We start from the raw sequence: 25177 nt of genomic DNA, 5'->3' as shown, positions 1-25177 counted from the left end.
GCTTTCATCCGTTCATTTGTGGAACCACCCGAACCATGAGTCGCTATCGTCCACCGCGCACCGCCGGCACCCCGCTGATCACTCCGGAGGGCGCCGCGCGGTTACGCGCAGAGCTGCATGAACTCTGGCACGTGCGCCGTCCCCAGGTGACCCAGGCGGTCAGCGAAGCCGCCGCCCTCGGCGATCGCTCGGAAAACGCCGAATACATCTACGGCAAGAAGATGCTGCGCGAGATCGACAGTCGCGTGCGCTTCCTGCGCAAGCGCCTGGAGAACCTGAAAGTGGTCGGCGAGCGGCCGGCGGATCCGAACCGGGTGTACTTCGGCGCCTGGGTGACCCTGGAAGACGAAGACGGCGAGCAGGCCCGCTATCGCATCGTCGGCCCCGACGAACTGGACCTGCGCAACAACCAGATCAGCATCGACTCGCCGCTCGCCCGCGCACTGGTCGGCAAGGAGCTGGACGCCGAGGTGCTGGTGCGCACCCCGGCCGGGGAAAAGCTCTGGTTCGTCGTCGAGATCGAGTATCCGCCGGCGCCCTGAGAGGCCACGCGCTCAGCGCAGGATGCGGCGGGTGATCAGGCCCTGGCGGGCGACCCGGATCAGTTGCCGGACCACCAGGTCCAGGTCTTCCGCCTCGGGGGCCTGGACCACGGCGAAGTCGAACGCGTCGCTGGGGAAGCGCGCCAGGTCCTTGCCGTCCTGGGCGAACTGGATAAGGAAGGTACGCGAACCGTTCCAGCGCTTCGGCCAGCCTTCGAGGTAACGGACGAGGGTCGGCTGGTGCGGGCCGCTGAGGAGAATCCTCGGGTTCCGCCGGACCAGGCCGGTGGTGATGGGTGCCAGGCGCAATTGCGTGCTGGGACAGGTCATGACGTCATGTCTCCGCCTCTTCGGTCCCGCTGGACAGCGGTGAGAGGCAACACCGAGCCAGCGCTTTAGCGGTATTTCGGCTGCTGCCGGGCGCCCCGCAAGTTGCTGTTTAAATCGGCGCACGCGCATCCTAGAAAAGCCGCATGGAGACTGTCAAGAAACACGCGGAGGCGCCCATGCCCGATCGCTTTCTTCGCCTGTTCTTCGCCCTGCCCTGCCCACCTCCCCTCGCCGAGCGGATCGGCCGGTGGCGCGATGACCGGCCACTGCCCGGACGCCAGGTGGCGACGGCGAACCTGCACCTGACCCTGGCCTTCCTCGGGCAGGTCCCGTCCGCTCGGCTCGAGGCCCTGCTGGACATGGCCGCGGCCATCGAGGCCGCGCCCTTCGACCTGTATCTCGACCGCCTGCTGCGCTGGAGAAACGGCATCCTGCTGCTGGCCCCCAGCCAACCGCCCGGCGCCCTCCTGCGCCTGCGCCGCGCCCTGCGCTCCGGCCTTGCCGAACTGGAGCTGCCCGTGGAAACCCGCTCATTCAGCGCCCATCTGACCCTGGCTCGCGATGCCGCGCCGCTGGAGGACGCCCCGCCACCCCCAACCTTCGTATGGCAGGTCGACCATTTCAGCCTGTTTTGCTCGCAAAACGACGCAGCGGGCGTGCGCTACCGCACACTCGGTCGCTGGGCGTTGTGCGGGGAAGATTCAAACGAGCGTTTCGCGCCGTAACAACCCGCCTCTTCCGCTCTGCCACGCAGGTTATGACCGGCCGCCAGGAAGCCGCGGATTTCCTGGCCTGGAGGAAAAAAGCCGAAGCTGGCACGGTTCCTGCGCAAGGGACAGCGAAGCGGTTCTCCCGGAAGGATTCGGGCGATGGCTGGCAGGATGCGCCCCTCGGCCCCATCAACCTGAGATGAGAACAACATGAAGAAGAAGTCTCTGCTCCCCCTCGGCCTGGCCATCGGCCTCGCCTCTCTCGCTGCCAGCCCTCTGATCCAGGCCAGCACCTACACCCAGACCAAATACCCCATCGTGCTGGCCCACGGCATGCTCGGCTTCGACAACATCCTCGGGGTCGACTACTGGTTCGGCATTCCCAGCGCCTTGCGCCGTGACGGTGCCCAGGTCTACGTCACCGAAGTCAGCCAGTTGGACACCTCGGAAGTCCGCGGCGAGCAGTTGCTGCAACAGGTGGAGGAAATCGTCGCCCTCAGCGGCCAGCCCAAGGTCAACCTGATCGGCCACAGCCACGGCGGGCCGACCATCCGCTACGTCGCCGCCGTACGTCCCGACCTGATCGCTTCCGCCACCAGCGTCGGCGCCCCGCACAAGGGTTCGGACACCGCCGACTTCCTGCGCCAGATCCCACCGGGTTCGGCCGGCGAGGCAATCCTCTCCGGGCTGGTCAACAGCCTCGGCGCGCTGATCAGCTTCCTTTCCAGCGGCAGCACCGGTACGCAGAATTCACTGGGCTCGCTGGAGTCGCTGAACAGCGAGGGTGCCGCGCGCTTCAACGCCAAGTACCCGCAGGGCATCCCCACCTCGGCCTGCGGCGAAGGCGCCTACAAGGTCAACGGCGTGAGCTATTACTCCTGGAGCGGTTCCTCGCCGCTGACCAACTTCCTCGATCCGAGCGACGCCTTCCTCGGCGCCTCGTCGCTGACCTTCAAGAACGGCACCGCCAACGACGGCCTGGTCGGCACCTGCAGTTCGCACCTGGGCATGGTGATCCGCGACAACTACCGGATGAACCACCTGGACGAGGTGAACCAGGTCTTCGGCCTCACCAGCCTGTTCGAGACCAGCCCGGTCAGCGTCTACCGCCAGCACGCCAACCGCCTGAAGAACGCCAGCCTGTAGGACCCCGGCCGGGGCCTCGGCCCCGGCCCTTTCCCGGAAGCCCCCTCGCGTGAAGAAAATCCTCCTGCTGATTCCACTGGCGTTCGCCGCCAGCCTGGCCTGGTTCGTCTGGCTGGAACCTTCCCCCGCACCCGAGACGGCGCCCCCGGCCAGCGCGCAGGCGGGCGCAGTCCACGCCCCGCCAGCAGCCTCCGCGGGAGAAGCGGTGCCGGCCCCCCAGGTCATGCCGGCCAAGGTCGCGCCGCTGCCAACCTCCTTCAGGGGCACCAGCGTCGATGGCAGTTTCAGTGTCGACGCCAGCGGCAACCTGCTGATCACCCGCGACATCCGCAACCTGTTCGACTACTTCCTCAGCGCCGTCGGCGAAGAGCCCCTGCAGCAAAGCCTGGACCGCCTGCGCGCCTACATCGCCGCCGAACTCCAGGAGCCGGCGCGCGGCCAGGCGTTGGCGCTGATGCAGCAATACATCGACTACAAGAAGGAACTGGTGCTGCTCGAACGCGACCTGCCGCGCCTGGCCGACCTCGACGCCCTGCGCCAGCGGGAAGCCGCGGTGAAAGCCCTGCGCGCGCGGATCTTCAGCAACGAAGCGCACGTGGCGTTCTTCGCCGACGAGGAAACCTACAACCAGTTCACCCTGGAGCGCCTGGCGATCCGCCAGGATGGCAAGCTCAGCGCCGAGGAAAAGGCCGCCGCCATCGACCGCCTGCGCGCCAGCCTGCCGGAAGACCAGCAGGAAAGCGTGCTGCCGCAACTGCAAAGCGAACTGCAGCAGCAGACCGCCGCCCTCCAGGCCGCTGGCGCCGGCCCGGAAGCCATCCGCCAGATGCGTCAGCAACTGGTGGGCGCCGAAGCCACCACCCGCCTGGAGCAACTCGATCGGCAACGCTCGGCCTGGAAGGGCCGGCTGGACGACTATTTCGCCGAGAAGAGCCGGATCGAAGGCAATGCCGGGCTGAGCGAAGCCGACCGCCGCGCGGCGGTCGAACACCTGGCCGAGGAGCGCTTCAGCGAACAGGAACGCTTGCGCCTGGGCGCGCTGGAACAGATGCGCCAGGCCGAGCAGCGCTGACCGGCACGGAAACGCCGAGAACGCGGCGAAGGGCGCTTCGGCGGATAACGCTACCCTCAGGGGTGCAGCCCTGGCGTGGCCAGCGAGGCGGAAACCTGTGCTGCGCGCCGCAACGAAAAAGGGCGGCCACCCGAAGGTGTCCGCCCTTTTTCGTCGCCAGCCCGGTTCAGCGGGACAGCTTGCCGTCCAGCGAGAACTTGCCGGCGCCATCGATCAGCAGCGCCACGCTGATCATCAGCAGGGTCAGGGCATATTCATAGCCGTTGTCGGTGATGAAGAAGCCATTGCCGATGTGCACGCTGAAGATCGCCACGATCATGGTGAAGCCCACCACCACCGACGCCGGACGCACCAGCAGGCCGATCACCAGCGCCAGGCCGCCGAAGAACTCGGCGCTGCCGGCCAGGGTCGCCAGCAGGTAGCCAGGGGTCAGGCCGATGGATTCGAACCACTGCGCCATGCCGTTCAGGCCGGCGCCGCCGAACATGCCGAAGAGCTTTTGCGAACCGTGGGACATCAGGGTAAGACCGGTGACGATACGCAGGATGGCCAGGCCGGCACCGGCGTTGGTCGACAGGATGGTCTTGATCAGTGGATTCATGGTGCGTCCTCAGGTGTGGGATAAGATGGGCACACTATAGGCAAGATAATTCGATATTAAAACCGTAAAAAACGCGTTATCAATATCGAATTTATAGATTATTTTTGAGCCGTCGCCGTCTTCGCACGCACCCCGGGCTCCAGGCGAACCCGTTCGCGCTCATATGCAAGGTAGTACTTGTTGACGCTGCTGACATAACTCACCACACCCATGCCTATCTCTTCCGCAGCCACCCGCTCGACCTGGAAGAACCAGCGATTCGGATCGAGCCCCCGGCGACGCGCCTGGGTGCGCAGGTTCTGTACCCGCTCCGGGCCCATGTTGTAGGCCGCCAGGGTGAACGCCAGGCGCTCGCGTTCGTCGAGGTGCTTGCTGGAGAAGAACTGCTTGCGGATCTTGGTCAGGTAGCGACTGGCGGCCAGCACGTTGCTGTCCTTGTCGTGCACATTGCCGACCCCGACGCTGCGCGCCGCCGCCGGGGTGATCTGCATCAGCCCGCTGGCGCCGCCGGAACCGCGCGCCTTCGGGTTCAGATGCGACTCCTTGTAGGCCACCGCCGCCAGCGCCAGCCAGTCCATGCTGCTCTGCCGCGCGTAGCGCTGCAGCAGTGGACGGACCGCTTCCAGGCGCTTGCGGTCCGCCGCGCCGAGGGGGTTGCGGACCTTGTAGGCGCGCCGGTAGACGCGCTGGAAAGCCACGTCCTGGTCGGCCGGCGCGCGGTAGTCGGCGAGGAAGCGGTCGATGGTCGCGCGCAGGGTGCTGGCATCGCGGCGCACGTACCAGGCCATGTCGGCGCGATTGTCCAGCACCAGGTGGCGGTCGACGCGCAGCTTCGGCAGCACCTTGGCCCAGCGTTCGGCGATGGGCTGCTCGACCACGGTGAAGCCGAGGATGCCTGCCTGGACCATTTCCATCACATCCTCGACGGCCAGGGAAGCGTCCAGCTTTTCGATACGGATCGGTGCCATGCGGCGTTGCGCCAGGCGCTGGTTGACCAGTTCGATGGCGCCCTCGGCGGCGCTGCCGGCCGGCAGCGGGATGGTCCGCCCGGACAACTGCTCCAGGCGCGTGTAGCGCCGGTTGCCTTTGCGCGCCACCAGCACCAGCGGCACATCGGCGCGCACCGGCGCGCTCGGGCTGACCTGCAGGCCGTCGTGCGCCGGCAGCAGTTCGCCGGGGGCGACCAGGTCGCCTTCGCCACGCTGCAGGGCGGCAAGCAACTGGTCCTTGGGCTTGGGTATGAGCTTGAGGGTGAGGTTCCGCGCGGACGGCGAGCGGCTGTTGAGGTATTGCTCGAAGGCGCGCAGGCGACGGTACTCGACGCCGATCGGCTCGCCCTTCACCTCGCCCGAGCTGTTGCGGCTCTGGTTGACCAGCACCTTGAGCACGCCAGCGCGGCGGATGCTCGCCAGGTCGCGGGTCTCCGGCTGTTCCCTGTGCCAGTTGTCCGGCTGGCCGGTGATGCGCGCAGCCGCCGGCAAGGGTGCGAGCACCAGCAGGCAAAGCGAAAGCAGCAACAGACGCGTCATCCAGGTCTCCAGAGGCCAGGCTCGATGTCCCTCTCCGGGGGACCGGATCAATCAGAGCATGGCAGTCTTGGCAAGTTCCTCTCCGACAGCGGCTGCAAACGGAGGCATTGGGTAGATAATCCGGGCGCCGAAGAACCCGATCTGCGATTATAACGGATTGTTCTACAAGCGGTTTGCCACCCATCTCCCGGCGGGTCCGGCGCGATCGAGGGGGCGCCGCCTCGCTGCGAATTCCAGGAAGGCACCATGCAACTCATCGATATCGGCGTCAATCTGACCCACGCCAGCTTCGCCCCGGAACGTGAAGCACTGCTCGCCCGCGCGCGCGCCGCCGGGGTGGTGCAGATGGTCATCACCGGCACCAGCCTGGCCGACAGCGAACAGGCGCTGCAGCTCTGCGGCGAACTCGACGAGGGCGGCCGGCTGTTTACCACCGCCGGCGTCCACCCCCACGAGGCCAGCCACTGGAACGCCGACACCGCTCGCGGCCTGCGCGCCCTGTTCGACGACCCGCGGGTACGCGCGGTGGGCGAATGCGGCCTCGACTTCAATCGCGACTTCTCTCCCCGTCCGGCCCAGGAAAAGGCCCTCGAGGAACAACTGGCACTGGCCGTCGAGCTACAGCGTCCGGTGTTCCTCCACGAACGCGACGCCAGCGAGCGCCTGCTGGCGATCCTGCGCGACTTCCGCGATCGCCTGCCGGCCGCCGTCGTACATTGTTTCACCGGCGAGCGCCGGGCGCTGTATGGCTACCTCGACCTCGACCTGCACATCGGCATCACCGGCTGGATCAACGACGAGCGCCGCGGCACCCACCTGCATGATCTGGTAGGCGAGATCCCGGTCGGCCGTCTCATGCTGGAAAGCGACGCGCCCTACCTGCTGCCGCGCAGCCTGCGGCCGAAGCCGAAGAACGGGCGCAACGAGCCGGCCTACCTGGTCGAGGTGCTCGACTGCGTGGCCCGCCATCGCGGCGAGAGCTCAGAGCGCCTGGCCGCTCACACCAGCGCCGCGGCGCGGGCGTTCTTCGGCCTGCCGACGATCGACTGAGATCGCCCTCAAGCTCCCGGCGGATCGGCCGCTAAGCTGACGAACGGTCTCGTTGACCCGCATCAACGATTGCCCCTTACTCAGCTTTCAAGATAATGGCGCCTTGCCATTAGCTTGCCGATAAGAAGAAATCCCCCTATGGGCACCTGGATCAGCGACATTCCACTGAAATACAAGTTCTGGGCCGTCAACGCGGTGGCCTTCTTCACCACCCTGCTGCTGGTGTTGTTCGCCATGCAGCAGGAAGCCGCCGGGCGCAACGCTTCCGCCCAGCGCGCCGCCGCCGCCGAGGGCGAGCTGGTTCAGAGCTGGCCAGCCGGCAGCGCCCTGCCCGCCCGCAGCAACCTGCTGCCGCTGGAACAGGCCGCGAGCCTGGGCGGCACCGCTGCCCAGGCGCTGGGCAAGGGGCAGGGTTGGATCGAGTTGTCCGGCGCGCGCCAGGGCGATACCCCGCTGCTCGGCGCCTGGGTCGGCCAGACCGGCTCCGGCCAGCGCTTCGCCGTGCTCGCCCCGGCCAGCGACCTGTGGCAGGTCTTCGCCGACCGGGCCGGCGCCTACGCCGTCGCCGTGCTGGTGCTGATGCTGGCGCTGCTGGCGGCCTCGCAACTGCTGATCCGCTTCATCCTCACCCACCTGCATACCCTCAAGGACGTGATGCTGCACGTCGAGAAGAGCGGCGACCTGTCCGCTCGCGTACCGCTGCAGGGACGCGACGAAGTCGGCCAGATGGCCAGTGCCTTCAACGCCATGCAGGCCGGCTACCAGCGCATCGTCGGCACCGTCGCCGCGGCCGCTACCAAGCTCGACGAAGGCGCCCAGGCGCTGGCCCGCAGCATGGGCCAGGTACGCCAGGGCATGCTCGGCCAGCAGAGCGAGACCGACCAGACCGCCACCGCGATCAACGAGATGTCCACCACGGTCTTCCATATCGCCCAGCACGCCGCCGACACCCGTGACCAGTCGCAGGAAGCCGACCGCCTGGCCGGCGCCGGCCAGCAGGCGGTGAGCCGGGTCAGCGCGTCGATCGCCGGGTTGTCCCAGGGCGTCCAGGACACCGCCGAGATGATCCAGAAGCTGGCCGAGGACAGCCAGAAGATCAGCGGCGTGGTCAACGTGATCCACGGCATCGCCGAACAGACCAACCTGCTTGCCCTCAACGCCGCCATCGAGGCCGCGCGGGCCGGGGAAATGGGCCGCGGCTTCGCCGTGGTGGCCGATGAGGTGCGCAACCTCGCCCGTCGCGTGCAGGACTCCACCGACGAGATCACCCAGATGATCCTCGCCCTGCAGTCGGGTACCCGCGACGCCGTGGAGTTCATGCAGGAAAGCTCGCTCAAGGCCGACGGTTGCGTCAGCCAGGCCGGCGACGCCGGCGAGGCGCTGGCGGCGATCGCCAACGCGGTGGCGCAGATGCGTGAAAGCAACACGCAGATCGCCGTCGCCGCGGAACAGCAGAGCCAGGTCGCGGAAGAGATGACCCGTTCGGTGGTGGGCATCCGCGACGTCACCGAACTCACCGTGCAGCAGACCGTCGAGTCGGCGGCCACCAGTCAGCAACTGGTCGACCTGGCGGGCGATCTGACCCGCGCCATCGGCCAGCTACGCCTCTGATCCGCAGGCGCACCTGCCTATCGCCCGGATAGGCAGGAATCATTCGCCGCGCTGCCGCACCCCGCCTAGACTCGACGACATGCAACGACCCGCCCCGCGGGTCGCCGTCACGGAGTACCGAGAACATGGGCAAACGTCATCCCAACCTGCTCGCCTGGCAATGGCGCGGCTATGCCGCCAACCACCGCAACCCGACCAACCTGGTCCTGCACCTGATCGCCGTGCCGCTGTTCATCGTCGCTGCGATCCTGCTGCTCGGCGGCCTGTTCGGCCTGGACCTGCTGCAGGTGGTGCTCGGTGTCATCGGCATCGGCGCCGGCCTGGCGATCCAGGCCAAGGGACACGCGCTGGAGAAACAGGCACCCGAGCCATTCAGCGATCGGCGCGACGCTGTCAGTCGCCTGCTCGTCGAGCAGTTCGTCACCTTCCCCCGCTTCGTCCTCAGCGGCGCCTGGTGGCGGGCTTGGCGCGAACGGCATAAGTGACAGTTCGTCCGGGATTTTGCACAGCCCTTCAGTTTTAGCGCGACGCTGCCGATATAATCGACGGAATCCTGTCGTGGACCGACAACATGCCGTCAATGCGTCAATTAATCGTCTTTCTCTGTTGCCTGGGGCTGCCTCTTGCCCAGGCCGCGGAGCCCGTGCCGCTGGGCGGACGTCCGATCGTCACCCTGCAGCGGTCCGGCGACGCTCCCGTACGGCTGACCCTGTCCGACCTCGAAGCCCTGCCCAGCGAGACCCTGGAAGCCCAGCTCCCCGGCGAGGCCAACGCCCGCTGGCAAGGCGTGCGCCTCAGCCTGTTGCTGCGCCACCTGGACCTGGCGCCGCCCACGCGCCTGCGCGTGCTGGCGCTGAACGACTACTCGGCGATCATCCCGTACAGCGACCTCGACAGCTACCAGCCCATCCTCGCCTATCGCCGCAACGGCGCCTACATGGCGATCCGCGAACGCGGACCGCTTTTCATCATCTACCCGATGGCCCGCTATCCTGAGTTGAGAAACCAGGTCTACTACAACCGTACCGTCTGGCAGGTCAGCTCCATCACTCTTGAGTAAGTAACGGACATGACTGTGCCGCTGCTCGATCCGACAAAGCTGCGCCGGCAACGCCAGATCATGGGGCTGTTGCTCGGCCTGGTGCTGCTCATGGCGCTGATCGCCGGGGCTGCGCTGTGGCTGGCGGTGCGCCAGGCCCAGCAACTGGCCCAGCCGAACCTGCACAACGAGCTGTGGCAGACCTACTCGCTGCGCGCCGAACTGGATCGCACGCTGGACGCCGCGCGGCACACCGAGAGCGGCGAAGGCCAAGCCGACGACCTGGCGATCCGTCTCGAAGTCCTCGCCAGCCTGATCGCGCCGCTGCGCCGCCAGTCGTTGTTCAGGCATCTCGCCGAACCGCGTCCGGAGGTACAGGCCACCCTGCAACGCCTGATCGAGCTCAGCGATCGCTGGTCGGACCAGGCCCCCTGGGGCGATCCCGTCGCCGCGCGCCGCCTGGCCGCGGAGATCGTCCAGCAGGTTCCGCCCTTGCTCGAACCGACCCACCAGATCGTCGTTGCCAGCAACATCGCCCTGACCAACCAGTTGGACGTCGACCGCAAGCGCCTGCACCGGGCGTTCTACGCGTTGTTCTGGGCGCTGCTCGGGATCGGTGCCGGCGGTGCCCTGCTGGTGCTGCGCCTGGTCACCGACTTCAAACGCGCACAGCAACTGGCCGGGCATCTGATCGAGCTTAACGCCACCCTGGAGAAACGCGTCGGCGAGCGCACCCGCCAGCTCAGCGAAGGCAAGGCGCTGCTGCATTTCATCCTCGAGGCCAGCCCGAGCGACGTGGTCCTGCTCAGCGCCTGCGGCGCCAGCATCCATTACGTCAGCCCACGCCTGCTCAAGCGCCTGGGTTGCCAGGCCCAGGACGACTTCAACCTGCCCCGGCTGTTCGCCAGCACCAGCGAATACAGCCGCCTGCAGAACGCCCTGGAGGCGCGCGGCCAGGTGGATGGCTGGGAAGCCCAGCTATGCGGGGAAACGCCTTGCTGGGCGGTGATCTGCGCGCGCCACCTGGAAATCGACGGCGAGCCGGCGACCCTGATCTGGTGCTACGACATCAGCCGGCGCAAGGCCATGGAGCAGGAACTGCGCCTGCTGGCCAGCACCGATACCCTCACCGGCCTGCACAACCGCCACTCGTTCCTGCACCAGGCGGAACTCATGCTCAAGGCCGCCGAACGCTTCCGCCACCCCTGCGTGGCGCTGATGCTGGACATCGACCACTTCAAGAACATCAACGACAGCCACGGCCACCTGACCGGCGACCGCGCCCTGCAACGTGTCGCCGAGACCCTGCGCCAGGGCCTGCGCGAGGTGGACCTGCTCGGTCGCCTGGGCGGCGAGGAATTCGCCGCGCTGCTTCCAGAGGTCAGCCTGGACCAGGCGCTGGACGTCGCCGAACGGCTGCGCGCCGGCGTCGAGGCGCTACGGGTGAGCAATCCCGACGGCGAACCGCTGCGGATGACCGTGAGCATCGGCGTCGCCCTGCGCAGGGACGCCGGGGACGACCTGGAAAGCCTGCTGGTGCGCGCCGACAGCGCGCTCTACCAGGCCAAGAGCGGCGGGCGCAACCGCACCGAGTACGCGCCCGCCTGACATGCGCCTCAGCCGAACACCGTGACCATCTGCCGGCTGATCGCCAGCAACTGGCCGTCGGCGCTCCACATCCGCGCCGCCACGTGGCCGTAGCCGTCGCGCGCCTCCTCGATCTCCGCCAGGTAACGGCACCAGTCGCCGCTGCCTTGCTGCGGCAGCGGCTGGAGGAACTCGGCGGTCCAGGTCAGCGAGCTGGCCATCGCCGGGGTGCCCAGGTGCGGCAACAGCGCCGGCGGCCAGGAGTCGAGCAGCGCCAGCAGGTGGGAAACCTCCATGGGCTCTCCCTCGGGTTCGTCGCGGAAACGCATCCAGCCGCCCATCTGGCGCGACTTGTTCGAAGAGAACGGCAGGCCGCCCACTGCCCAGCGCATGGCGATGTAGCGAGTGAACTCCGGGGTCACGTTACGGATATAGGGCAGCTCCTGGCTCTCTTCGGGGCCCTTCATCCCGGCCGCCGGCAACGCTTCCACCGCCACCGCCGACGCGCGGGCGACGCCGAAACTGGCCTGGACCAGCGTCACCACCTGCTCGCCCTGACGGACCTCGACCTGTACCTGGCTCACCGCCTTGCCCTCGCGCAACAACCGGGCGCTGAAGCTCGCCGGCTGCTCGGGGGCCAGCGGTCCGACGAAGCTGACGCCGATGGAGCGCAACGGACGCCCCGCCTCGACCACCGCAAGCATGGCCTCGTAGGCCAACGCCACCACCAGGCCACCGAAGGTGGCGCGGCCCTGGCCCCAACTGGCCGGTACTACCACCGAGGAAGGGTCGCGGCGGACCGCCTGGATCAATTCGGAAAAATTCATGTGTGCCTCGCGAGGGGATTCGAGGGCCCATCTTAGGCGAGGCGATCCTTGGGAAAAAGCCGATCGGAATACCGGCGGCCTCAGCGCTCGGCAAGCGCCTGCTGCAATGTCGACAGGGCCCGTCCGGCACGCTCCCGGGCCAGTTCGAAGCGTGCCGTCCAGACCTCGCGCACGGGCGCCAGGTCCGGCTCGCGCTGGCATCGCAACAGCCACTGTTCGAGGTCGTGCCAATCGCCCAGCGCCGACTGGGCCGCCTTGAGCGGCGCCAGCAGCGAGCCGGGAATGCTGCAATCGTGCGGATAGGCCTCCAGCCCGTAGCGCACGCGCTTGATCCGCAGCCGTAGCGGGTGCCAGTGCTCGTAGGTGGTGTCCGCCAGCTCGGCGCGCAGGGTCTTCCATTGCCGGCGCAGGCGCTTGCGCACCCGGCCGTGCAGGCCATCCAGCACGGCATGCCGCTGGGCCGTACGCAACAGGGCCGGCCAGACGTCCAGGCAAAGCTGCAGGCGGTGCAGCGGCTGGCTGGCGAGAACCGCCACGTAGCCGGACTCCAGCACCGGCCGGCGCACCGCCAGCGCATCCCGCAGCCCTTCGGCGGCGAGCGCCGGCAGCAGCACCTCCAGGTCGCGGATCGGCCCGCTGAGCCGCCCGACCTCGGCGGCGGCATGCTCCAGCTCCTCGACGCCGGGGACTCCGCGGATCGGCCGCAGCAGGCTGCGCAGACGGCGCAGGGCGATGCGCAGGTCGTGCAGTGCCTCGCCATCCGTGCGCGCCTCCAGGCGGGCGACCGCCGACATCAACGCCACCTGCTGGCCGATCACCTCGGCCAGCAGTTCATCGATGAACCCCGTCATGCCTGCTCCTCTCCCCGGCCATCCCGCGTGGGCGTGCGCACCAGGCGCCAGGGCAGCGCCCGGCGCAATGCGCGCAGACGCAACCCTGGATCATCGGCACCGCCGTGTCCATAGCGTTGCGCTTCGAACGCGCCGACGAAGGCCGCGATGGCTGGCGCCTGCGCCGGCAGGACGCGGGCGGCGCGCTCGCCGTAGGAGCGTAGCCCTTCGCCGGGGGAACGGCGCAGGCCATGCATCTCCAGCAGGCGTTCGAAGCGGCGCAGTTGGCGGCTGCGCAGATCGTCACGGCCTTGCCAGGGCTTGAGCAGGAACAGCGCGAGCAGACCGACCGACAATATCGCCGCGGCACCGAGCAACAGGCCCAGTCGGGTCGGATCGAGCCCGCCGAACCAGCGCTGCAGGAAGGCGCCCTGCTGCTCACCCTGGTAGGCCAGGACCCAGCGTTGCCAGCCGTAGTTCAGGCTGTCCCAGGCCAGACGCATGTCGTTGAGCCAGGGCAGGCCACGGTAGCGCAACGGCGACAGCGGCGCGTCGGCGAGGTACTCGCTGTCCCCGGCCAGGGCCTGCTCCAGCCCCTGTTCGATCCGTTCGGGCGCCACCTGGTAGGTCGGGTCGACGCTCAGCCAGCCCTGCTCCGGCTGCCAATACTCGACCCAGGCGTGGGCGTCGAACTGATGCACCAGCAGGTAGTTGCCCGCCGGATTCAGCTCGCCGCCCTGGTAGCCGGCCACCACTCGCGCAGGAATGCCCGCGGCGCGCAGGACGAAAGCCATCGCCCCGGCGTAATGCGCGCAGAAGCCGCTGCGCGTGTCGAACAGGAAATCATCCACCCCGTCGGCACCGGTCGCTGGCGGTTTCAGGGTGTAGGCGAAGGGCTCGCGGTTGAAGCGCTGCAACAGGGCCGCGACCAGTGCCTGCGGTTGCGCATGGGCCTGGCGCAGTTGCTCGGCCAGGGCGCGCGCGCGCGGATTGCCGTGCATCGGCAACTGCAGGTTGCGCCAGCGCATGCGCGGATCGATGCTGGACTCGCGCAGCGCCTGTGGCCAGGAACTGGCTCGGTAGAACAGACGTTGCTCGACCGGCTGCCGCCGCTGCAGGTGGAAATCGCTCATCAGGCGCGTGTCGGTCTGGTCGGTCTGCGCCACGTCGAGGGCGAACAGCCAGGGCTGCGAACTGGGCTGCATGATCACATCGTAGCGCAGCTCGGGGCCACGCTTCTGCCAGTGCATAGCATCCTCGCCCGACCATTGCGGCGCCTGAGCCCAACGTCGTCCGTCGAAACGCTCCATGGTCAAGGCGCGCCAGTAGAGCTGCTCGCGCGGCGGCGGTGCGCCCTCGAAGCGGACCCGGAACGCCAGTTCGGCGGAGCGCCCAAGCTCGGCGATATCCCCTGGCGCCATGCTCTCCGAGAGTCCGGTGACCCCCTTGTTGCCGGGCATCGGCAACGACCACAGCGGCCCCAGGCGGGGGAAGAACAGGAACAGCAGGAGCATCAGCGGCAGCGCCTGCAGCAACAGCCCGCCGGCCAGCCGCAGGGTCGGCCAGGGCCGGCTGGCGAAAGCGCTCTGCTGCAAGCCGATCAGCGCCGCCAGCAACGCGGTCACCGGCAGCAGGCTGTACAGCGCGGCGAGGAAACCGTCGTCGAACAGGTAGCCCACCACCACTGCGAAGAAACCGAGGAACACCAGTACCAGCGCATCGCGGCGGGTCTTCATTTCCACCAGCTTGAGGATGAACGCGGCGATCAGCAGCACCGCCCCCGCGTCCAGGCCCACCAGGCTGCCGCGCGACAACCAGACCCCGGCCCCGGCGAGCAGCGCCAGGGCCAGCTTGACCCAGGCGCGCGGATAGCCGGCACGCATGCGGAAGACCTGCACCCGCCAGGCCGCGCAACCGAGCCACATGGCCGCGATCCACAGCGGCATGTAGGCCAGGTGCGGCAGGATCACCAGTACCTGCGCCACCAGCAGCCAGACCAGCGCGACCCGCGGAATCGCGTTCATCGCGCCGCTCCGAACAACGCTAGCGCACGCAGGCAGGCCTCGCGCTGGGCCTCGCCGCTGGCCGGTTGCAGGCGTGTGCCGGGCAGCGCCAGGCCATAGGGCTGCTGCCGCGCGGAGAGTTCCAGGACTGCATGGCACAAGCGGCCCAGGCGACTTTCGAGATCCCCGCCGAGGCGCTCGAATTCCAGCCACAAGTCTTCCCCACCGAGCGCGGCGAAGTACTTCACCAGCAGCCCCTGGCCACGGGAAAACGCCTTCCAGTGCAGGCGCCGCCGCGAGTCGCCAGGCTGGTAGGCGCGCAGTCCCTGGTAGTCGTCGACGCCCGCGCTCGCCAGCGCGCGCCCCTGGTCCTCGGCATCCTCCGCGCCCGGCCCGAGGAACGGCTCGCCGGCCAGCGGCCGAGGGTAGACCAGCGCCTGCTGGCGCAGGTCGACCCAGCTCCAGGCCACCAGCAGGCCGAGGGGAAAGCGACTCTCCACCCGCAGGCGCCCCGGCCGCAGCCAGCCGCGTCGCTCGGTCGGGTGGAACAGCAGCACCTCGGCAGCCGCGTCGCCTGCCAGGTCGGCGTATTCCAGCGGCCGCTCCGGCCAGCCGACGGCGATGGCCTGGCGCGCCCGCCGCGGGCTTTCCAGGCGCACCCGGAAACCGGCGCGCTCGCCGGCGAACACCGGGTCCGCTCCCAACGCGGTGAGGCGCAGGCCGGCAAGGTTGCGATAGGTATGGAGGATGGTCACCACGCCCAGGGACAGCAGCAGGAAGGTCAACCCGTAGGCCAGGCTGTTCTGGTAGTTGATCGCCGCCAGCAGCATCACCAGCAGCGCCAGGCCGAAAGCGCCGCCCTGGCGGGTCGGCAGGATGAATACGCGGCGCTGGTTCAGCTCGACGCTGCTCGCCGGCGGTATCCGTCGGTTCAGCCAGCGCTGCCAGCGCGGCCAGTTGCGCAGGCGCATCAGAGCGCCGGGACTTCGCGCAGCAGCCATTGCACCAGCGCGCCGCCACCGTGCCCGGTGGGGTCCGCCTGGTCGCGCAGGCGATGCCCGGCGACCGCCGGCAACACCGCCTGGACGTCTTCCGGAATCACATAGTCGCGTCCCGCCAGCAGCGCCCAGGCACGCGCCGCGGCGAGCAACGCCAGGCTACCGCGCGGCGACAGGCCGAGGGCGAAGGCCGGCTGCGTGCGGGTCGCTTCGACCAGGCGCAGCACGTAGTCCACCAGCGCATCGCTGGCGCGGACCTTCGGCACTTCGGCCTGGAAAGCGGCCAGCGCCGCGTGGTCGAGCAAGGGTTCCAGGCGCGGCAGCAGATCGCGCCGGGCTTCGCCGAGCAACAGCGAGCGTTCCGCCGCGCGTCCGGGGTAGCCCAGCGACAGGCGCATCAGGAAGCGATCCAGCTGCGATTCCGGCAGGGAGAAGGTGCCGCCCTGGCTGGCCGGGTTCTGCGTGGCGATGACGAAGAACGGTTCCGGCAAGGGCCGGGTGGCGCCCTCGATGGTCACCTGGCCTTCTTCCATCGCCTCGAGCAAGGCGCTCTGGCTTTTCGGCGTGGCGCGGTTGATCTCGTCGGCAAGCACCAGTTCGGCGAAGATCGGCCCGGGATGGAAGACGAATTGCCCGCTGTCCTTGTCGAACACCGAGGTACCGAGGATATCGCCCGGCAGCAGGTCCGAGGTGAACTGGATGCGCTGGAAACTGAGCCCGAGCACCCGCGCCAGGGCATGGCTGAGGGTGGTCTTGCCCATCCCCGGCAGGTCTTCGATCAACAGGTGCCCACGGGCCAGCAGGCAGGCCAGGGCCAGGCGCACCTGGCGGTCCTTGCCCAGGAGAATCTCATCGACCGCCTTCAGGCAGGCTTCCAGGGTGTTCAGCATCCCGACCTCGCGTTTCCGGGGAAAACAGCGATCCTACTGGCCTGGGGCCAGCCGGCAAGGCACTTGCAATTTTTCCTCACGAAACTGTGAAACCGTTGCCACCGGTACTTGCCGGAGTGCCCGCTACAAGCCTAGACGCTGGGGAGGGACAGGCGCGGATGTGCCTGCGCCAGTCCGGCTCGACACGGCGCGCGACGGTCGCCGGCGGCAGGCGTGGGGGAAGCCGCCTCAGCCCAGTTCGGCGACGATCGCCGCCAGCGCCTTGGCCGGGTCGGCGGCCTGGCTGATCGGCCGGCCGATCACCAGGTAATCGGAGCCGGCGTCCAGGGCCTGGCGCGGGGTGAGGATGCGCCGCTGGTCGTCCTGGGCGCTGCCGGCCGGGCGGATGCCCGGCGTGACCAGTTGCAGGCCCGGATGGGCGGCCTTCAGCGCCGGCGCTTCCTGGGCCGAGCAGACCAGGCCGTCCATGCCGGCCTTCTGCGCCAGGGCGGCGAGGCGCAACACCTGCTCCTGGGGCTCGATGTCGAGGCCGATGCCCGCCAGGTCCTCGCGCTCCATGCTGGTCAACACGGTCACGCCGATGAGCAACGGCCTGGGCCCGCTGAAGGCCTCCAGCGTCTCGCGGCAGGCGGCCATCATGCGCAGGCCGCCGGAGCAGTGCACGTTGACCATCCACACGCCCATCTCGGCGGCGGCCTTCACCGCCATCGCCGTGGTGTTCGGGATGTCGTGGAATTTCAGGTCGAGGAACACCTCGAAGCCCTTGCCACGCAAGGTCTCGACTATACCCGCGGCACAACTGGTGAAGAGTTCCTTGCCGACCTTCACCCGGCACAGTTTCGGGTCCAGCTGATCGGCCAGCGCCAGGGCGGCCTCACGGGTGGGGAAATCCAGGGCGACGATGATGGGGGACTGGCAGGCGGACATGGGCTCTCTCGCGGCGAATCGAAAACGGCGCGCATTGTCGCAGAATCCGGCCGTTTGCCGTAGCCCGGAACGCGCCGGGGAGATGAACGTCGTGGACTAGAGGCGGGCGCGGAGCAGTTGCTCCAGCCAGTCGACGAATGCCCTGACCCGCCGCGACAGATGCCGCCGGTGCGGATACAGGGCGTACGCCGGCATCGCTTCGGCCCGCCACTGCGGCAGCACCTCGCGCAGCTCGCCGCGTTGGAGGTGCTCGCGCACGTCGTAGGCAGGGATCTGGATCAGGCCCAGTCCGGACAGGCAGCAGGCGATGTAGCTTTCCGCGTTGTTCACCGTGACCCGGCTGCGCAACGCGCGGGTCAGGGTGCGCCCATCCTCGCGGTACTCCCAGGGCAACACCCGGCCGCTGCTGGGCGAGGCATAGTTGACCGCCCAGTGCCGGTCGAGGTCGGCTGGCGTCCGTGGCTCGCCATGCTCTTCCAGGTAGGCGGGACTGGCGCAATTGATCAGTTGCATCTCGCCGAGGCGTCGCGCCACCAGGCTGCTGTTGCCCAACTGGCCGACCCGCAGGACACAGTCGACGCCCTCCTGCACCAGGTCCACCGAACGGTCGCTGGAGCCCAGTTCCAGTTCGATGTCCGGATGCTGGCGGAAGAATTCCGGCAGCGCCGGGGCGATCAGCAGTCGCGCCACCCGGCTCGGCACGTCGACCTTGAGCCGGCCGCTGGCGCGGCTGCCGTCGTGGAACAGGCTCTCCAGCTCCTCCATGTCTTCCAGCAGGTGGCGGCAACGCTCCAGCACCACGCTGCCGTCGTGGGTCAGCTGGACCTGCCGGGTGGTGCGATGCAGCAGCCGGCTGCCGAGTTGCGCTTCGAGCTGCTGGACCGCCGCCGAGACCGTCGCCCGCGGCATGTCCAGCAGGTCCGCGGCCTTGGTGAAGCTGCCGGTTTCGGCAACGCGCAGGAACACGCGCATGCTGTCCAGACGATCCATGGGCAGGCCCCTTCTCTCTATTCGGGATGGCTGGACAGTCTATCCATGCCACCTACGTTTATCCAAAGAACCCGGACCAATAGCCTGGAGTCCCTACTCTACTTCCTGGATCCGCAGATGCCCCATGCAGCGCTTTTGCTTCCTCCCAGCGCGTCCCCGCTGCCGGAAGTGGTCGGTTTCTGGCGCGATGCCGGCCCTACCCTCTGGTTCGCCAGGAACGCCGATTTCGACCGGCGCTTCCGCGAGCGCTTCGCCCACCTCTACGAGCTTGCCTGCGCCGACGCGCTGCGCCCGGCTGCCGATGAAGCCGAGGACCATCTCGGCCTGCTGTTGCTGCTCGACCAGTACCCGCGCAACGCCTTCCGTGGAACCCCGCGCATGTACGCCAGCGACGCCCAAGCGCGGCGCTGGGCGGAGCGGGCTCTGGGACAAGGCCTCGACCGCCAGGTCGGGGACGCGCTGCGGCTGTTCTTCTACCTGCCGTTCGCCCATGCCGAGAACCTTGCCGACCAGGATCGCTCGGTAGCGCTGAACCACGGACTCGGCCAGCCCTTCCTCGCCCACGCTCGTGAGCATCGCGAGATCATCCGCCGCTTCGGGCGCTTTCCCCATCGCAATCCGATCCTCGGTCGCCCGTCCAGCGCCGAGGAACTCGCCTTCCTCGCCGCCGGCGGCTTCGCCGGCTGAACCGGGGCTCAGCCGGCCCTCCCTAGATAGGCAGGTCGCGATCCAGCAAGCGGTCCAGCAACCAGTTGGCCGCCGGTCCCAACGGCCGCTGCCGCGACCAGACCACGTCCACCGCCTGGCTGCGCGGCCAGCCGGACACCGGCAACTCCTTCAGCCGTCCGTTGGCGTAGCCGCTGACCAGCCAGCGCGGCAGCTCGGCCCAACCGAAGCCGTGGGTGGCCATTTCCAGCAGCAACAGGTAGTTGGGCGCCGACCAGCAGCGCCCGCCGCTGGACGGCAGGCCGTCGTTGATCGCCGCGCCGGTCTCGCTATAGGTGTTCAGGCGCAGCAGACGCCATTCGGAAAGGTCACGCTCGCTGACCCGCTCCAGGCCCGCCAGCGGATGGTCGACGGCGGCGAACAGGCCGAACTCGGCACGCTCGGCGACCGCCGCCACGCCCAGCTCCGGCGGGTAGTGCGGCTGCGCGGCGAGCAGGCCGAGGGTGGCGCGGCCGCGGCTGACCTGGGCGATCACGTCCTGGTCCTCGGCGATCAGGCATTCGAACTCCAGCTCAGGGTAACGCTCGTCCAGTTCGGCCAGGCGCGCCTCGTAGCGCGCCGAATGGTAGGTGTCGGATAGCGCCAGGGTCACCCGTGGTTCCGAGCCGCCGGCGAGCAGCGCGGCGACCCGGCGCAGGCGGTCGGATGCGCCGAGGACCTCCTCGACCCGTCCCAGCAGGGTGCGCCCGGCCTCGGTCAGTTGCGGCTGGCGGCCACTGCGATCGAAGAGTTCCAGGCCGAGGTCGATCTCCAGCCGGGCAATGGCCTCGCTGACGGTCGACTGGCTCTTGCCCAGCTTGCGCGCGGCGGCGCTGAAGGAGCCGAGGGAAACGGCCTGGACGAAGGCCTCGAGGGATTCGGGCGACAAATGCATATCGGTTTTTCCGATGGTATCCAACTTAACCCTATCCCAAAGACCGATGACAATACAGCCCGACTTCAACGACGAACCGGGAGCGTTCGCCATGACCCACACCCACACCGCCCTCGACAAGACTCTCAAGGAGCGGATCTTCCACGCCCTGGCCTTCGAGGGCCTGGCCGTCCTCCTCACCGCGCCGGTGCTGTCGCTGGTGATGAACAAGCCCCTGGCGCACATGGGTGCGCTGACGCTGATGTTCTCCACCGTGGCGATGCTCTGGAACATGCTCTTCAACAGCCTCTTCGACCGCGCCCAGCGGCGCATGGGCTTCCAGCGCACCCTGCAGGTCCGGGTGCTGCATGCGATGCTCTTCGAGCTGGGCCTGATCGTGGTGCTGGTACCGCTGGCCGCCTGGTGGCTGTCGATCGGACTGGTCGAGGCGTTCCTCCTGGACATGGGCCTGATCCTGTTCTTCCTGCCCTACACCATGGCCTTCAACTGGAGCTACGACGTCCTCCGCGCACGCCTGGTGGAAAGCCGCCAGGCCAAGGCCGCCGGTTGCGACGCCGGCTAGGCCGGCGTTCAGGCCGTCAGCCGCTCGCGCAGGCGGCCGAGCATGCCGAGCAGGCTGCCGACCCGTTCCTTCTCGCGCTCGTCGCGCGGCACCTCGGCCAGCCGGTCGACCTCCGGCAGGCTTCGCCCGCGCCACAGCAAGGCCTGCTCGGCGGCCGCCTTCAGGCCTTTCTCGAACAATCCCCTGCGGATCGGCTTGGGCAGGTAGCGGAATATCTGCGCCTGGTTGATCAGTTCGAGCAGGGCCTGGGTGTCGCGGAACGGCGTGACCACCAGGCTGAGCAGGCGCGGATGGGCCTGGGCCAGGGATTTCAGCAGCGGCGCGGTATGCTCCCCGGCCAGCTTCAGGTCGCTGACCAGCACCTCCACCGGTTCGGTGTTCAGCCACACCAGCGCCTCGGCCAGGTTGCGCGCACGCAGCAGGCGATGCCCGCCGGCATGGCAGAAGGCCCCGACGCAGTCCAGGGTTTCCGGGTCGTCGTCGAGCAGCAGCACGCTCAGCGGCGCCGCCAGCGTGGCCGCGGGCGGCGCCGGCAGGCCCTGGCGGCTGGCGATCTCCGCCGCCTGGCGCAGGGTGAAGGCCATTTCCTGGGGATTCCAGGGCTTGGTCAGGTAGCGGAAGATGCCACCGTCGTTGAGCGCGTCGACGGCGGCATCGAGGTCGGAATAGCCGGTGAGGAGAATCCGCAGGGTCTCCGGATAGCGCTCGCGAGCCTGCGCCAGCAGTTCGGCGCCGCTCATCTGCGGCATGCGCTGGTCGCTGACCAGCACCTGTATCCGTTCCGTCTTCAGGCGCTCCAGGGCGCGCCGCGGGTCGCTCTCGGTGAGCACCTCGTAATGGCGGCGGAACTGCATGGCCAGGCTGCGCAGGATGCGCTCCTCGTCATCGACGAAGAGAATGCGGACGGGAGATGGGCTCATGTCAGGCGCTCCGTTTCAGTTCGCGGGCCTGCTCTCGCGGCAGGCTGATGAGGAAGCGGGTTCCGCGGCCCGGTTCGGAGGCCACGCGGATGGTCCCGCCATGTTGCTGGATGATCTTGTAGCTGATCGACAGGCCGAGCCCGGTGCCCTGCCCCACCGGCTTGGTGGTGAAGAACGGGTCGAAGATCCGCCCGAGGACCTCGGCGGGCATGCCCTTGCCGTTGTCCTGCACGGAGAGGAACACCTGGCGCTCGTCGGCCCAGCTCTTCAGCAGGATGCGGCCGAAACGCTCCATGGCCTGCGCGGCGTTGGTCAGCAGGTTCAGCAGCACCTGGTTGATCTGCGACGGCGCGCAGGCGATAAGCGGCAGCTCGCCGAGCTGGCTGCTGATCTCGGCCTTGTCCTTGATGGCGGTGCGGGCGATCAGCACGGCGTTGCGCACGCAGTCGTTGAGGTCGACCTCCTCGCTGAAGGCGCGGTCCAGGCGGGCGAAGTCCTTGAGCCCGGAAACCAGCTCGCCGATCTGGCCGAGGCCGTAGCGGGTATCGACGAACAATTGCCGCAGGTCCTCGCGCAACTGTTCGACGGCGGCTTCGCGGCGCACCGCGTCGGCCGCCTGCAGCGCCTGCGCCAGGCGCGCTTCGTCGCACTGCGGGTCGCCCAGGCAGTCGACCAGCGCCGCCTGGGCATCGGCCAGGCGCAACAAGGGATCGCTCAGCTCCTCCAGCAGCGCCAGGTTGTTGCCGACGTAGCCGAGCGGCGTGTTCAGCTCGTGTGCGACCCCGGCCACCATCTGCCCGAGCGAAGCCATCTTTTCCGACTGCACCAGTTGCGCCTGGGACTCCTTGAGGTCCACCAGCGCTTTGCGCAGCACCCGGTTGCGCTGGGCGATGCGCGCCTCCATGGCCTTCAGCAGGTCGAGCACGGTGCCCAGGCCACGGTAGCGGCCCTCTTCGTCGACCAGGGCGAAGTCCTCGGTGATCGGATACTGCAGGCGACCGGTGACCTGCTGCGCCGCCTCCTCCAGGCTGGCGCCGAGGGAGACGCTGAGGGGCGCCCGGTTCATGACGTCGCGCACCGGATGGCGGCCCCAGAGGTCGCGGCCGAAACGCTGCATGAAGATGTCCTGGAGGGTGTAGCGGCTGACCAGGCCGAGGACCCGGCGCTCGTCGTCGACCACCGGCAGCGAGAGGAAGGCACGGTGCTCCGGCATCAGCAGGCGGTCGGCGACGTCGCTGATGCTCATCGCCGGAGTCAGGGGTTCCACCGGGCGCAACAGACGGGACAACGCGCTCGGAGACATCGGCAACCTCTCGCTGGCAGGCCCGGACGGGGCAATGAAGGGATACCCGCCAGTTAAGCAATGTCAGATTGCCAACATGTGACAGGCATCACGCCGGCCAGGCTCAGAGCTTTCTCCGCCCGCAACTTCCGAGCGCCGCCGGGAGTCTCAACCACAGGGCCTCGCGCCGGAGCGTTGTCTGACAGAAAGGCAAACCCGGCGTATGGTGAACATTCATATCGATGAGGGAGAACAACATGCCCTGGTACGCCTGGTTGATCATCGTCCTCGCCCTGGGCTCCATCGTCGGCGGACTCCTGCTGCTGCGCGACTCGGCGAAGAAGCTGCCGTTGAGCGAGGAACAGCTCAAACGCATCCATGAACGCAACGCCGAGCTGGACGCGCAGGAGGCGAAGGACCGCTGAACCTATTGGCCTGCCGGCGGGTCACTAGGTCTCGTAGGAAAACCCCGGCGGGCGAAAAACCGGCGAGGCGAAGGCTCGCGGGCGGAGTCATGCGGGCCGCGCGTGGTTTTTCCTGCGCAACTTGGGGTTCGTTCCCCGTGTGTTTCCCTCTGGCAGAAGGTTCGTTCCTTGCGCTTTTCCCATCCGCGGGTCGAAATGCCTTTAGAATCCCTCCTTTAAACGGGAGGCTGCATGCTCGGGCGTCTGATACCGCTTCTACCCATTCTGTTCCTGCTCGGGGGCTTCTTCACCGGGCACATCGCGCTGCTGACGGCGGTCATCGTCCTGCTCTACATCATCTGGGTGACCTACGCCGAGCGCTGGCTGCCGACCCTGCTCTGGTGGCCGGTGAGCCTCGCCGCCAGCGCCCTGATCGCCATCCACTACCTGCCCGGCTTCATTCCCCTGCGCCTGTTCCCCTGGGACCTTGCCAGCGCCAGCCCGCCGATCCAGATGATCTGGCTGCCCTGGGACAAGGCCCTGGTCGCCCTTACCCTGCTCGCCTGGTGGCTACGCCGGCCGAAGCAGCCGCTGGTGTCGCTGGATATCACCGCGCTGGCCTTCTGCCTGACCTTCTTCGTGGTGCCGCTGCTGTCGATCATGACCAATGCCGCGAGCTGGCAGCCGAAGTGGCCGGATGCCTTCTGGTGGTGGCTGGTACTGAACGTCGGGGTGGTCTCGCTGGCCGAGGAGGCGTTCTTCCGCGGCCTGCTGCAAAGCCAGTTGATCCGCTGGTTCGGCGCCTGGCCGGGAATCATCGTCGCGACCCTCGCCTACGCCGCGCTGCACCTGCTGGTGAACCCGGTGTACGCGCTGCTGGCCGGGATCGCCGGGCTGGGCTACGGCATGGTCCTGCACTTCAGCGGGCGGCTGTCGCTGGCGGTGCTGCTGCACGCCTCGATCAACACCCTGCACTTCCTCCTGCTGAGCTACCCGTTCCGCCTGATCTCCGAGTGATCAGGCGTCCTTGATCACCAGCGCCAGGGCCTCCTCGGCGAGCTGATCGAGACTCATCGGTCCTTCCGGACGGAACCAGGTAGTGGTCCAGGACAGCGCGCCGGTGAGGAAGCGCCGCAGGATGAACGGATCGCCCTGGCAGTAGCCGGCCAGCCGCGCCTCCCCCAGCACGTCCAGCCACATCTGCTCGTAGATGTCGCGCAGGCCGAGGATGTACGCCTGGCCTTCGGCGGACAGCGAGCGCCACTCGTAGACCAGCACCGCCATCGCCTCGCCGGTACCGCCCATGATCGATTGCAGCTCGCAGCGGATCAGTCCCAGCACCCGCTCGCGCAGGTCCTCGGCGTCGGCCAGGGCGGCGCGCATCAGGGCGGTATTGTAGAGGATGGTCTCTTCCATCACCGAGCGCAGGATCTCGTCCTTGCTCTTGAAGTGATGGAAGATGCTGCCCGACTGGATGCCCACCGCGCTGGCCAGGTCGCGCACCGTGGTGCGTTCGTAGCCTTTGCTGCGGAACAGGTGGGCGGCGGTCTGCAGCAGCTTGCCGCGGGCGCTTTCCGGATCGGTGAGCTGTCCGGTAGCCACCAGCTCCAGCATCACTTCCCGGGCTTTCTGATCGTCCAACGCTGAGTACCCCTTTTCCGGATCGTCGGCGGCTCGGTGCCGCTCATCCGCGCGCCCGGCCGCTCCGTATTTGCCGACCGGCCTCG

At 68.2% G+C, this 25177-nt stretch carries 27 protein-coding genes; 13 read left to right on the top strand and 14 right to left on the bottom strand.

All coding sequences use genetic code 11. The annotated features are described in order from the left end of the window. The first annotated feature begins 35 nt into the window (after window positions 1–35). Window positions 36–542 (top strand): transcription elongation factor GreB, encoded by a 507-nt coding sequence (greB, locus tag JHD77_RS02225; protein WP_003090951.1) that lies wholly within the window; start codon window positions 36–38, stop codon window positions 540–542. A 12-nt stretch (window positions 543–554) separates the two neighbouring features. Here the strand turns inward: greB and JHD77_RS02220 are convergent, their stop codons facing one another. Then, on the bottom strand, window positions 555–872 hold the full coding sequence (locus tag JHD77_RS02220; protein WP_003104187.1) for a hypothetical protein: 318 nt from the start codon (window positions 870–872) through the stop codon (window positions 555–557). A 176-nt stretch (window positions 873–1048) separates the two neighbouring features. Here JHD77_RS02220 and thpR point away from each other — a divergent pair, with 176 nt between their 5' ends. From thpR to JHD77_RS02205, 3 genes are all read left to right on the top strand, one after another. Next, on the top strand, window positions 1049–1597 hold the full coding sequence (gene thpR / locus JHD77_RS02215; RefSeq protein WP_003119863.1) for an RNA 2',3'-cyclic phosphodiesterase: 549 nt from the start codon (window positions 1049–1051) through the stop codon (window positions 1595–1597). 195 nt (window positions 1598–1792) lie between these two features. After that, complete coding sequence (gene lipA / locus JHD77_RS02210; RefSeq protein ID WP_003104192.1) at window positions 1793–2728, top strand: triacylglycerol lipase; 936 nt, start codon at window positions 1793–1795, stop codon at window positions 2726–2728. Between the two features lie 49 nt (window positions 2729–2777). Further along, window positions 2778–3800 carry a lipase secretion chaperone gene (locus JHD77_RS02205; protein WP_031756748.1) on the top strand — a complete coding sequence of 341 codons (1023 nt, stop codon included), beginning with the start codon at window positions 2778–2780 and terminating at the stop codon, window positions 3798–3800. 166 nt (window positions 3801–3966) lie between these two features. Here the strand turns inward: JHD77_RS02205 and JHD77_RS02200 are convergent, their stop codons facing one another. Continuing rightward, window positions 3967–4401, bottom strand: coding sequence for a DoxX family protein (locus JHD77_RS02200; protein ID WP_003090958.1), 435 nt, complete (start codon window positions 4399–4401; stop codon window positions 3967–3969). 98 nt (window positions 4402–4499) lie between these two features. Continuing rightward, the gene (locus JHD77_RS02195) at window positions 4500–5930 is read right to left on the bottom strand and encodes a transglycosylase SLT domain-containing protein (RefSeq protein WP_003114749.1); all 1431 of its coding nucleotides are present in this window, start codon (window positions 5928–5930) and stop codon (window positions 4500–4502) included. 246 nt (window positions 5931–6176) lie between these two features. Here JHD77_RS02195 and JHD77_RS02190 point away from each other — a divergent pair, with 246 nt between their 5' ends. From JHD77_RS02190 to JHD77_RS02170, 5 genes are all read left to right on the top strand, one after another. Beyond that, window positions 6177–6980, top strand: a complete 804-nt coding sequence (locus JHD77_RS02190; RefSeq protein ID WP_009876725.1) for a TatD family hydrolase — start codon at window positions 6177–6179, stop codon at window positions 6978–6980. 138 nt (window positions 6981–7118) lie between these two features. Next, on the top strand, window positions 7119–8591 hold the full coding sequence (locus tag JHD77_RS02185; RefSeq protein WP_003110283.1) for a methyl-accepting chemotaxis protein: 1473 nt from the start codon (window positions 7119–7121) through the stop codon (window positions 8589–8591). 125 nt (window positions 8592–8716) lie between these two features. After that, window positions 8717–9076, top strand: coding sequence for an Mpo1-like protein (locus tag JHD77_RS02180; protein ID WP_003110282.1), 360 nt, complete (start codon window positions 8717–8719; stop codon window positions 9074–9076). Between the two features lie 86 nt (window positions 9077–9162). After that, window positions 9163–9651, top strand: a complete 489-nt coding sequence (locus JHD77_RS02175) for a hypothetical protein (RefSeq protein WP_023084131.1) — start codon at window positions 9163–9165, stop codon at window positions 9649–9651. A 9-nt stretch (window positions 9652–9660) separates the two neighbouring features. Continuing rightward, entirely contained in the window at window positions 9661–11238 is a 1578-nt protein-coding gene (locus JHD77_RS02170; protein WP_023095418.1) for a GGDEF domain-containing protein, read from the top strand. A gap of 8 nt (window positions 11239–11246) precedes the next feature. Here the strand turns inward: JHD77_RS02170 and JHD77_RS02165 are convergent, their stop codons facing one another. The 7 genes from JHD77_RS02165 to JHD77_RS02135 form a co-directional block, all read right to left on the bottom strand. Then, window positions 11247–12044 carry an acyl-CoA thioesterase gene (locus JHD77_RS02165; protein ID WP_003090970.1) on the bottom strand — a complete coding sequence of 266 codons (798 nt, stop codon included), beginning with the start codon at window positions 12042–12044 and terminating at the stop codon, window positions 11247–11249. 80 nt (window positions 12045–12124) lie between these two features. Beyond that, the gene (locus tag JHD77_RS02160; protein ID WP_003101680.1) at window positions 12125–12895 is read right to left on the bottom strand and encodes a CHAD domain-containing protein; all 771 of its coding nucleotides are present in this window, start codon (window positions 12893–12895) and stop codon (window positions 12125–12127) included. Further along, a complete protein-coding gene (tgpA, locus tag JHD77_RS02155; RefSeq protein ID WP_023517768.1) occupies window positions 12892–14898 on the bottom strand; it encodes a protein-glutamine gamma-glutamyltransferase TgpA in 2007 nt (668 codons plus the stop codon). The genes JHD77_RS02160 and tgpA overlap by 4 nt, the downstream gene beginning before the upstream one ends. Continuing rightward, window positions 14895–15848: a DUF58 domain-containing protein gene (locus JHD77_RS02150; RefSeq protein ID WP_031756750.1), complete on the bottom strand. Its 954-nt coding sequence runs from the start codon at window positions 15846–15848 to the stop codon at window positions 14895–14897. The genes tgpA and JHD77_RS02150 overlap by 4 nt, the downstream gene beginning before the upstream one ends. Continuing rightward, complete coding sequence (locus JHD77_RS02145; protein WP_003090974.1) at window positions 15848–16765, bottom strand: AAA family ATPase; 918 nt, start codon at window positions 16763–16765, stop codon at window positions 15848–15850. Before JHD77_RS02145 ends, JHD77_RS02150 begins: the two co-directional genes overlap by 1 nt. A 228-nt stretch (window positions 16766–16993) precedes the next feature. Next, window positions 16994–17692 (bottom strand): orotidine-5'-phosphate decarboxylase, encoded by a 699-nt coding sequence (gene pyrF / locus JHD77_RS02140; RefSeq protein ID WP_003090975.1) that lies wholly within the window; start codon window positions 17690–17692, stop codon window positions 16994–16996. A gap of 96 nt (window positions 17693–17788) precedes the next feature. After that, on the bottom strand, window positions 17789–18682 hold the full coding sequence (locus tag JHD77_RS02135; protein ID WP_003101696.1) for a LysR family transcriptional regulator: 894 nt from the start codon (window positions 18680–18682) through the stop codon (window positions 17789–17791). A 45-nt stretch (window positions 18683–18727) separates the two neighbouring features. Between JHD77_RS02135 and JHD77_RS02130 the strand changes: the two genes are divergently transcribed. Continuing rightward, entirely contained in the window at window positions 18728–19369 is a 642-nt protein-coding gene (locus JHD77_RS02130; protein ID WP_003122518.1) for a DUF924 family protein, read from the top strand. A 22-nt stretch (window positions 19370–19391) separates the two neighbouring features. On the opposite strand, the gene JHD77_RS02125 is transcribed toward JHD77_RS02130, so the two are convergent. After that, window positions 19392–20282: a LysR family transcriptional regulator gene (locus tag JHD77_RS02125; RefSeq protein ID WP_003090978.1), complete on the bottom strand. Its 891-nt coding sequence runs from the start codon at window positions 20280–20282 to the stop codon at window positions 19392–19394. A 91-nt stretch (window positions 20283–20373) separates the two neighbouring features. On the opposite strand from JHD77_RS02125, the gene JHD77_RS02120 reads away from it, so the two are divergent. After that, window positions 20374–20844, top strand: coding sequence for a multidrug/biocide efflux PACE transporter (locus JHD77_RS02120; RefSeq protein ID WP_003101714.1), 471 nt, complete (start codon window positions 20374–20376; stop codon window positions 20842–20844). Window positions 20845–20852: 8 nt separating this feature from the next. Here the strand turns inward: JHD77_RS02120 and JHD77_RS02115 are convergent, their stop codons facing one another. Beyond that, on the bottom strand, window positions 20853–21764 hold the full coding sequence (locus tag JHD77_RS02115) for a response regulator (RefSeq protein WP_003090981.1): 912 nt from the start codon (window positions 21762–21764) through the stop codon (window positions 20853–20855). Between the two features lies 1 nt (window position 21765). Then, window positions 21766–23067 (bottom strand): sensor histidine kinase, encoded by a 1302-nt coding sequence (locus JHD77_RS02110; RefSeq protein ID WP_003160587.1) that lies wholly within the window; start codon window positions 23065–23067, stop codon window positions 21766–21768. Between the two features lie 236 nt (window positions 23068–23303). Between JHD77_RS02110 and JHD77_RS02105 the strand changes: the two genes are divergently transcribed. After that, window positions 23304–23471, top strand: a complete 168-nt coding sequence (locus tag JHD77_RS02105; RefSeq protein WP_003090984.1) for a DUF2897 family protein — start codon at window positions 23304–23306, stop codon at window positions 23469–23471. 231 nt (window positions 23472–23702) lie between these two features. Then, on the top strand, window positions 23703–24467 hold the full coding sequence (locus tag JHD77_RS02100; protein ID WP_003090986.1) for a CPBP family intramembrane glutamic endopeptidase: 765 nt from the start codon (window positions 23703–23705) through the stop codon (window positions 24465–24467). On the opposite strand, the gene atuR is transcribed toward JHD77_RS02100, so the two are convergent. Beyond that, window positions 24468–25091: an atu genes transcriptional repressor AtuR gene (atuR, locus tag JHD77_RS02095; protein WP_003117641.1), complete on the bottom strand. Its 624-nt coding sequence runs from the start codon at window positions 25089–25091 to the stop codon at window positions 24468–24470. Window positions 25092–25177 lie beyond the last annotated feature (86 nt).

The organism is Pseudomonas sp. P20 (assembly GCF_016463925.1).
GTDB classification, from domain to species: domain Bacteria; phylum Pseudomonadota; class Gammaproteobacteria; order Pseudomonadales; family Pseudomonadaceae; genus Pseudomonas; species Pseudomonas aeruginosa.
The sequence above is the reverse complement of the archived record's forward strand: the minus strand, read 5'-3'. Positions and strand labels throughout refer to the sequence as shown.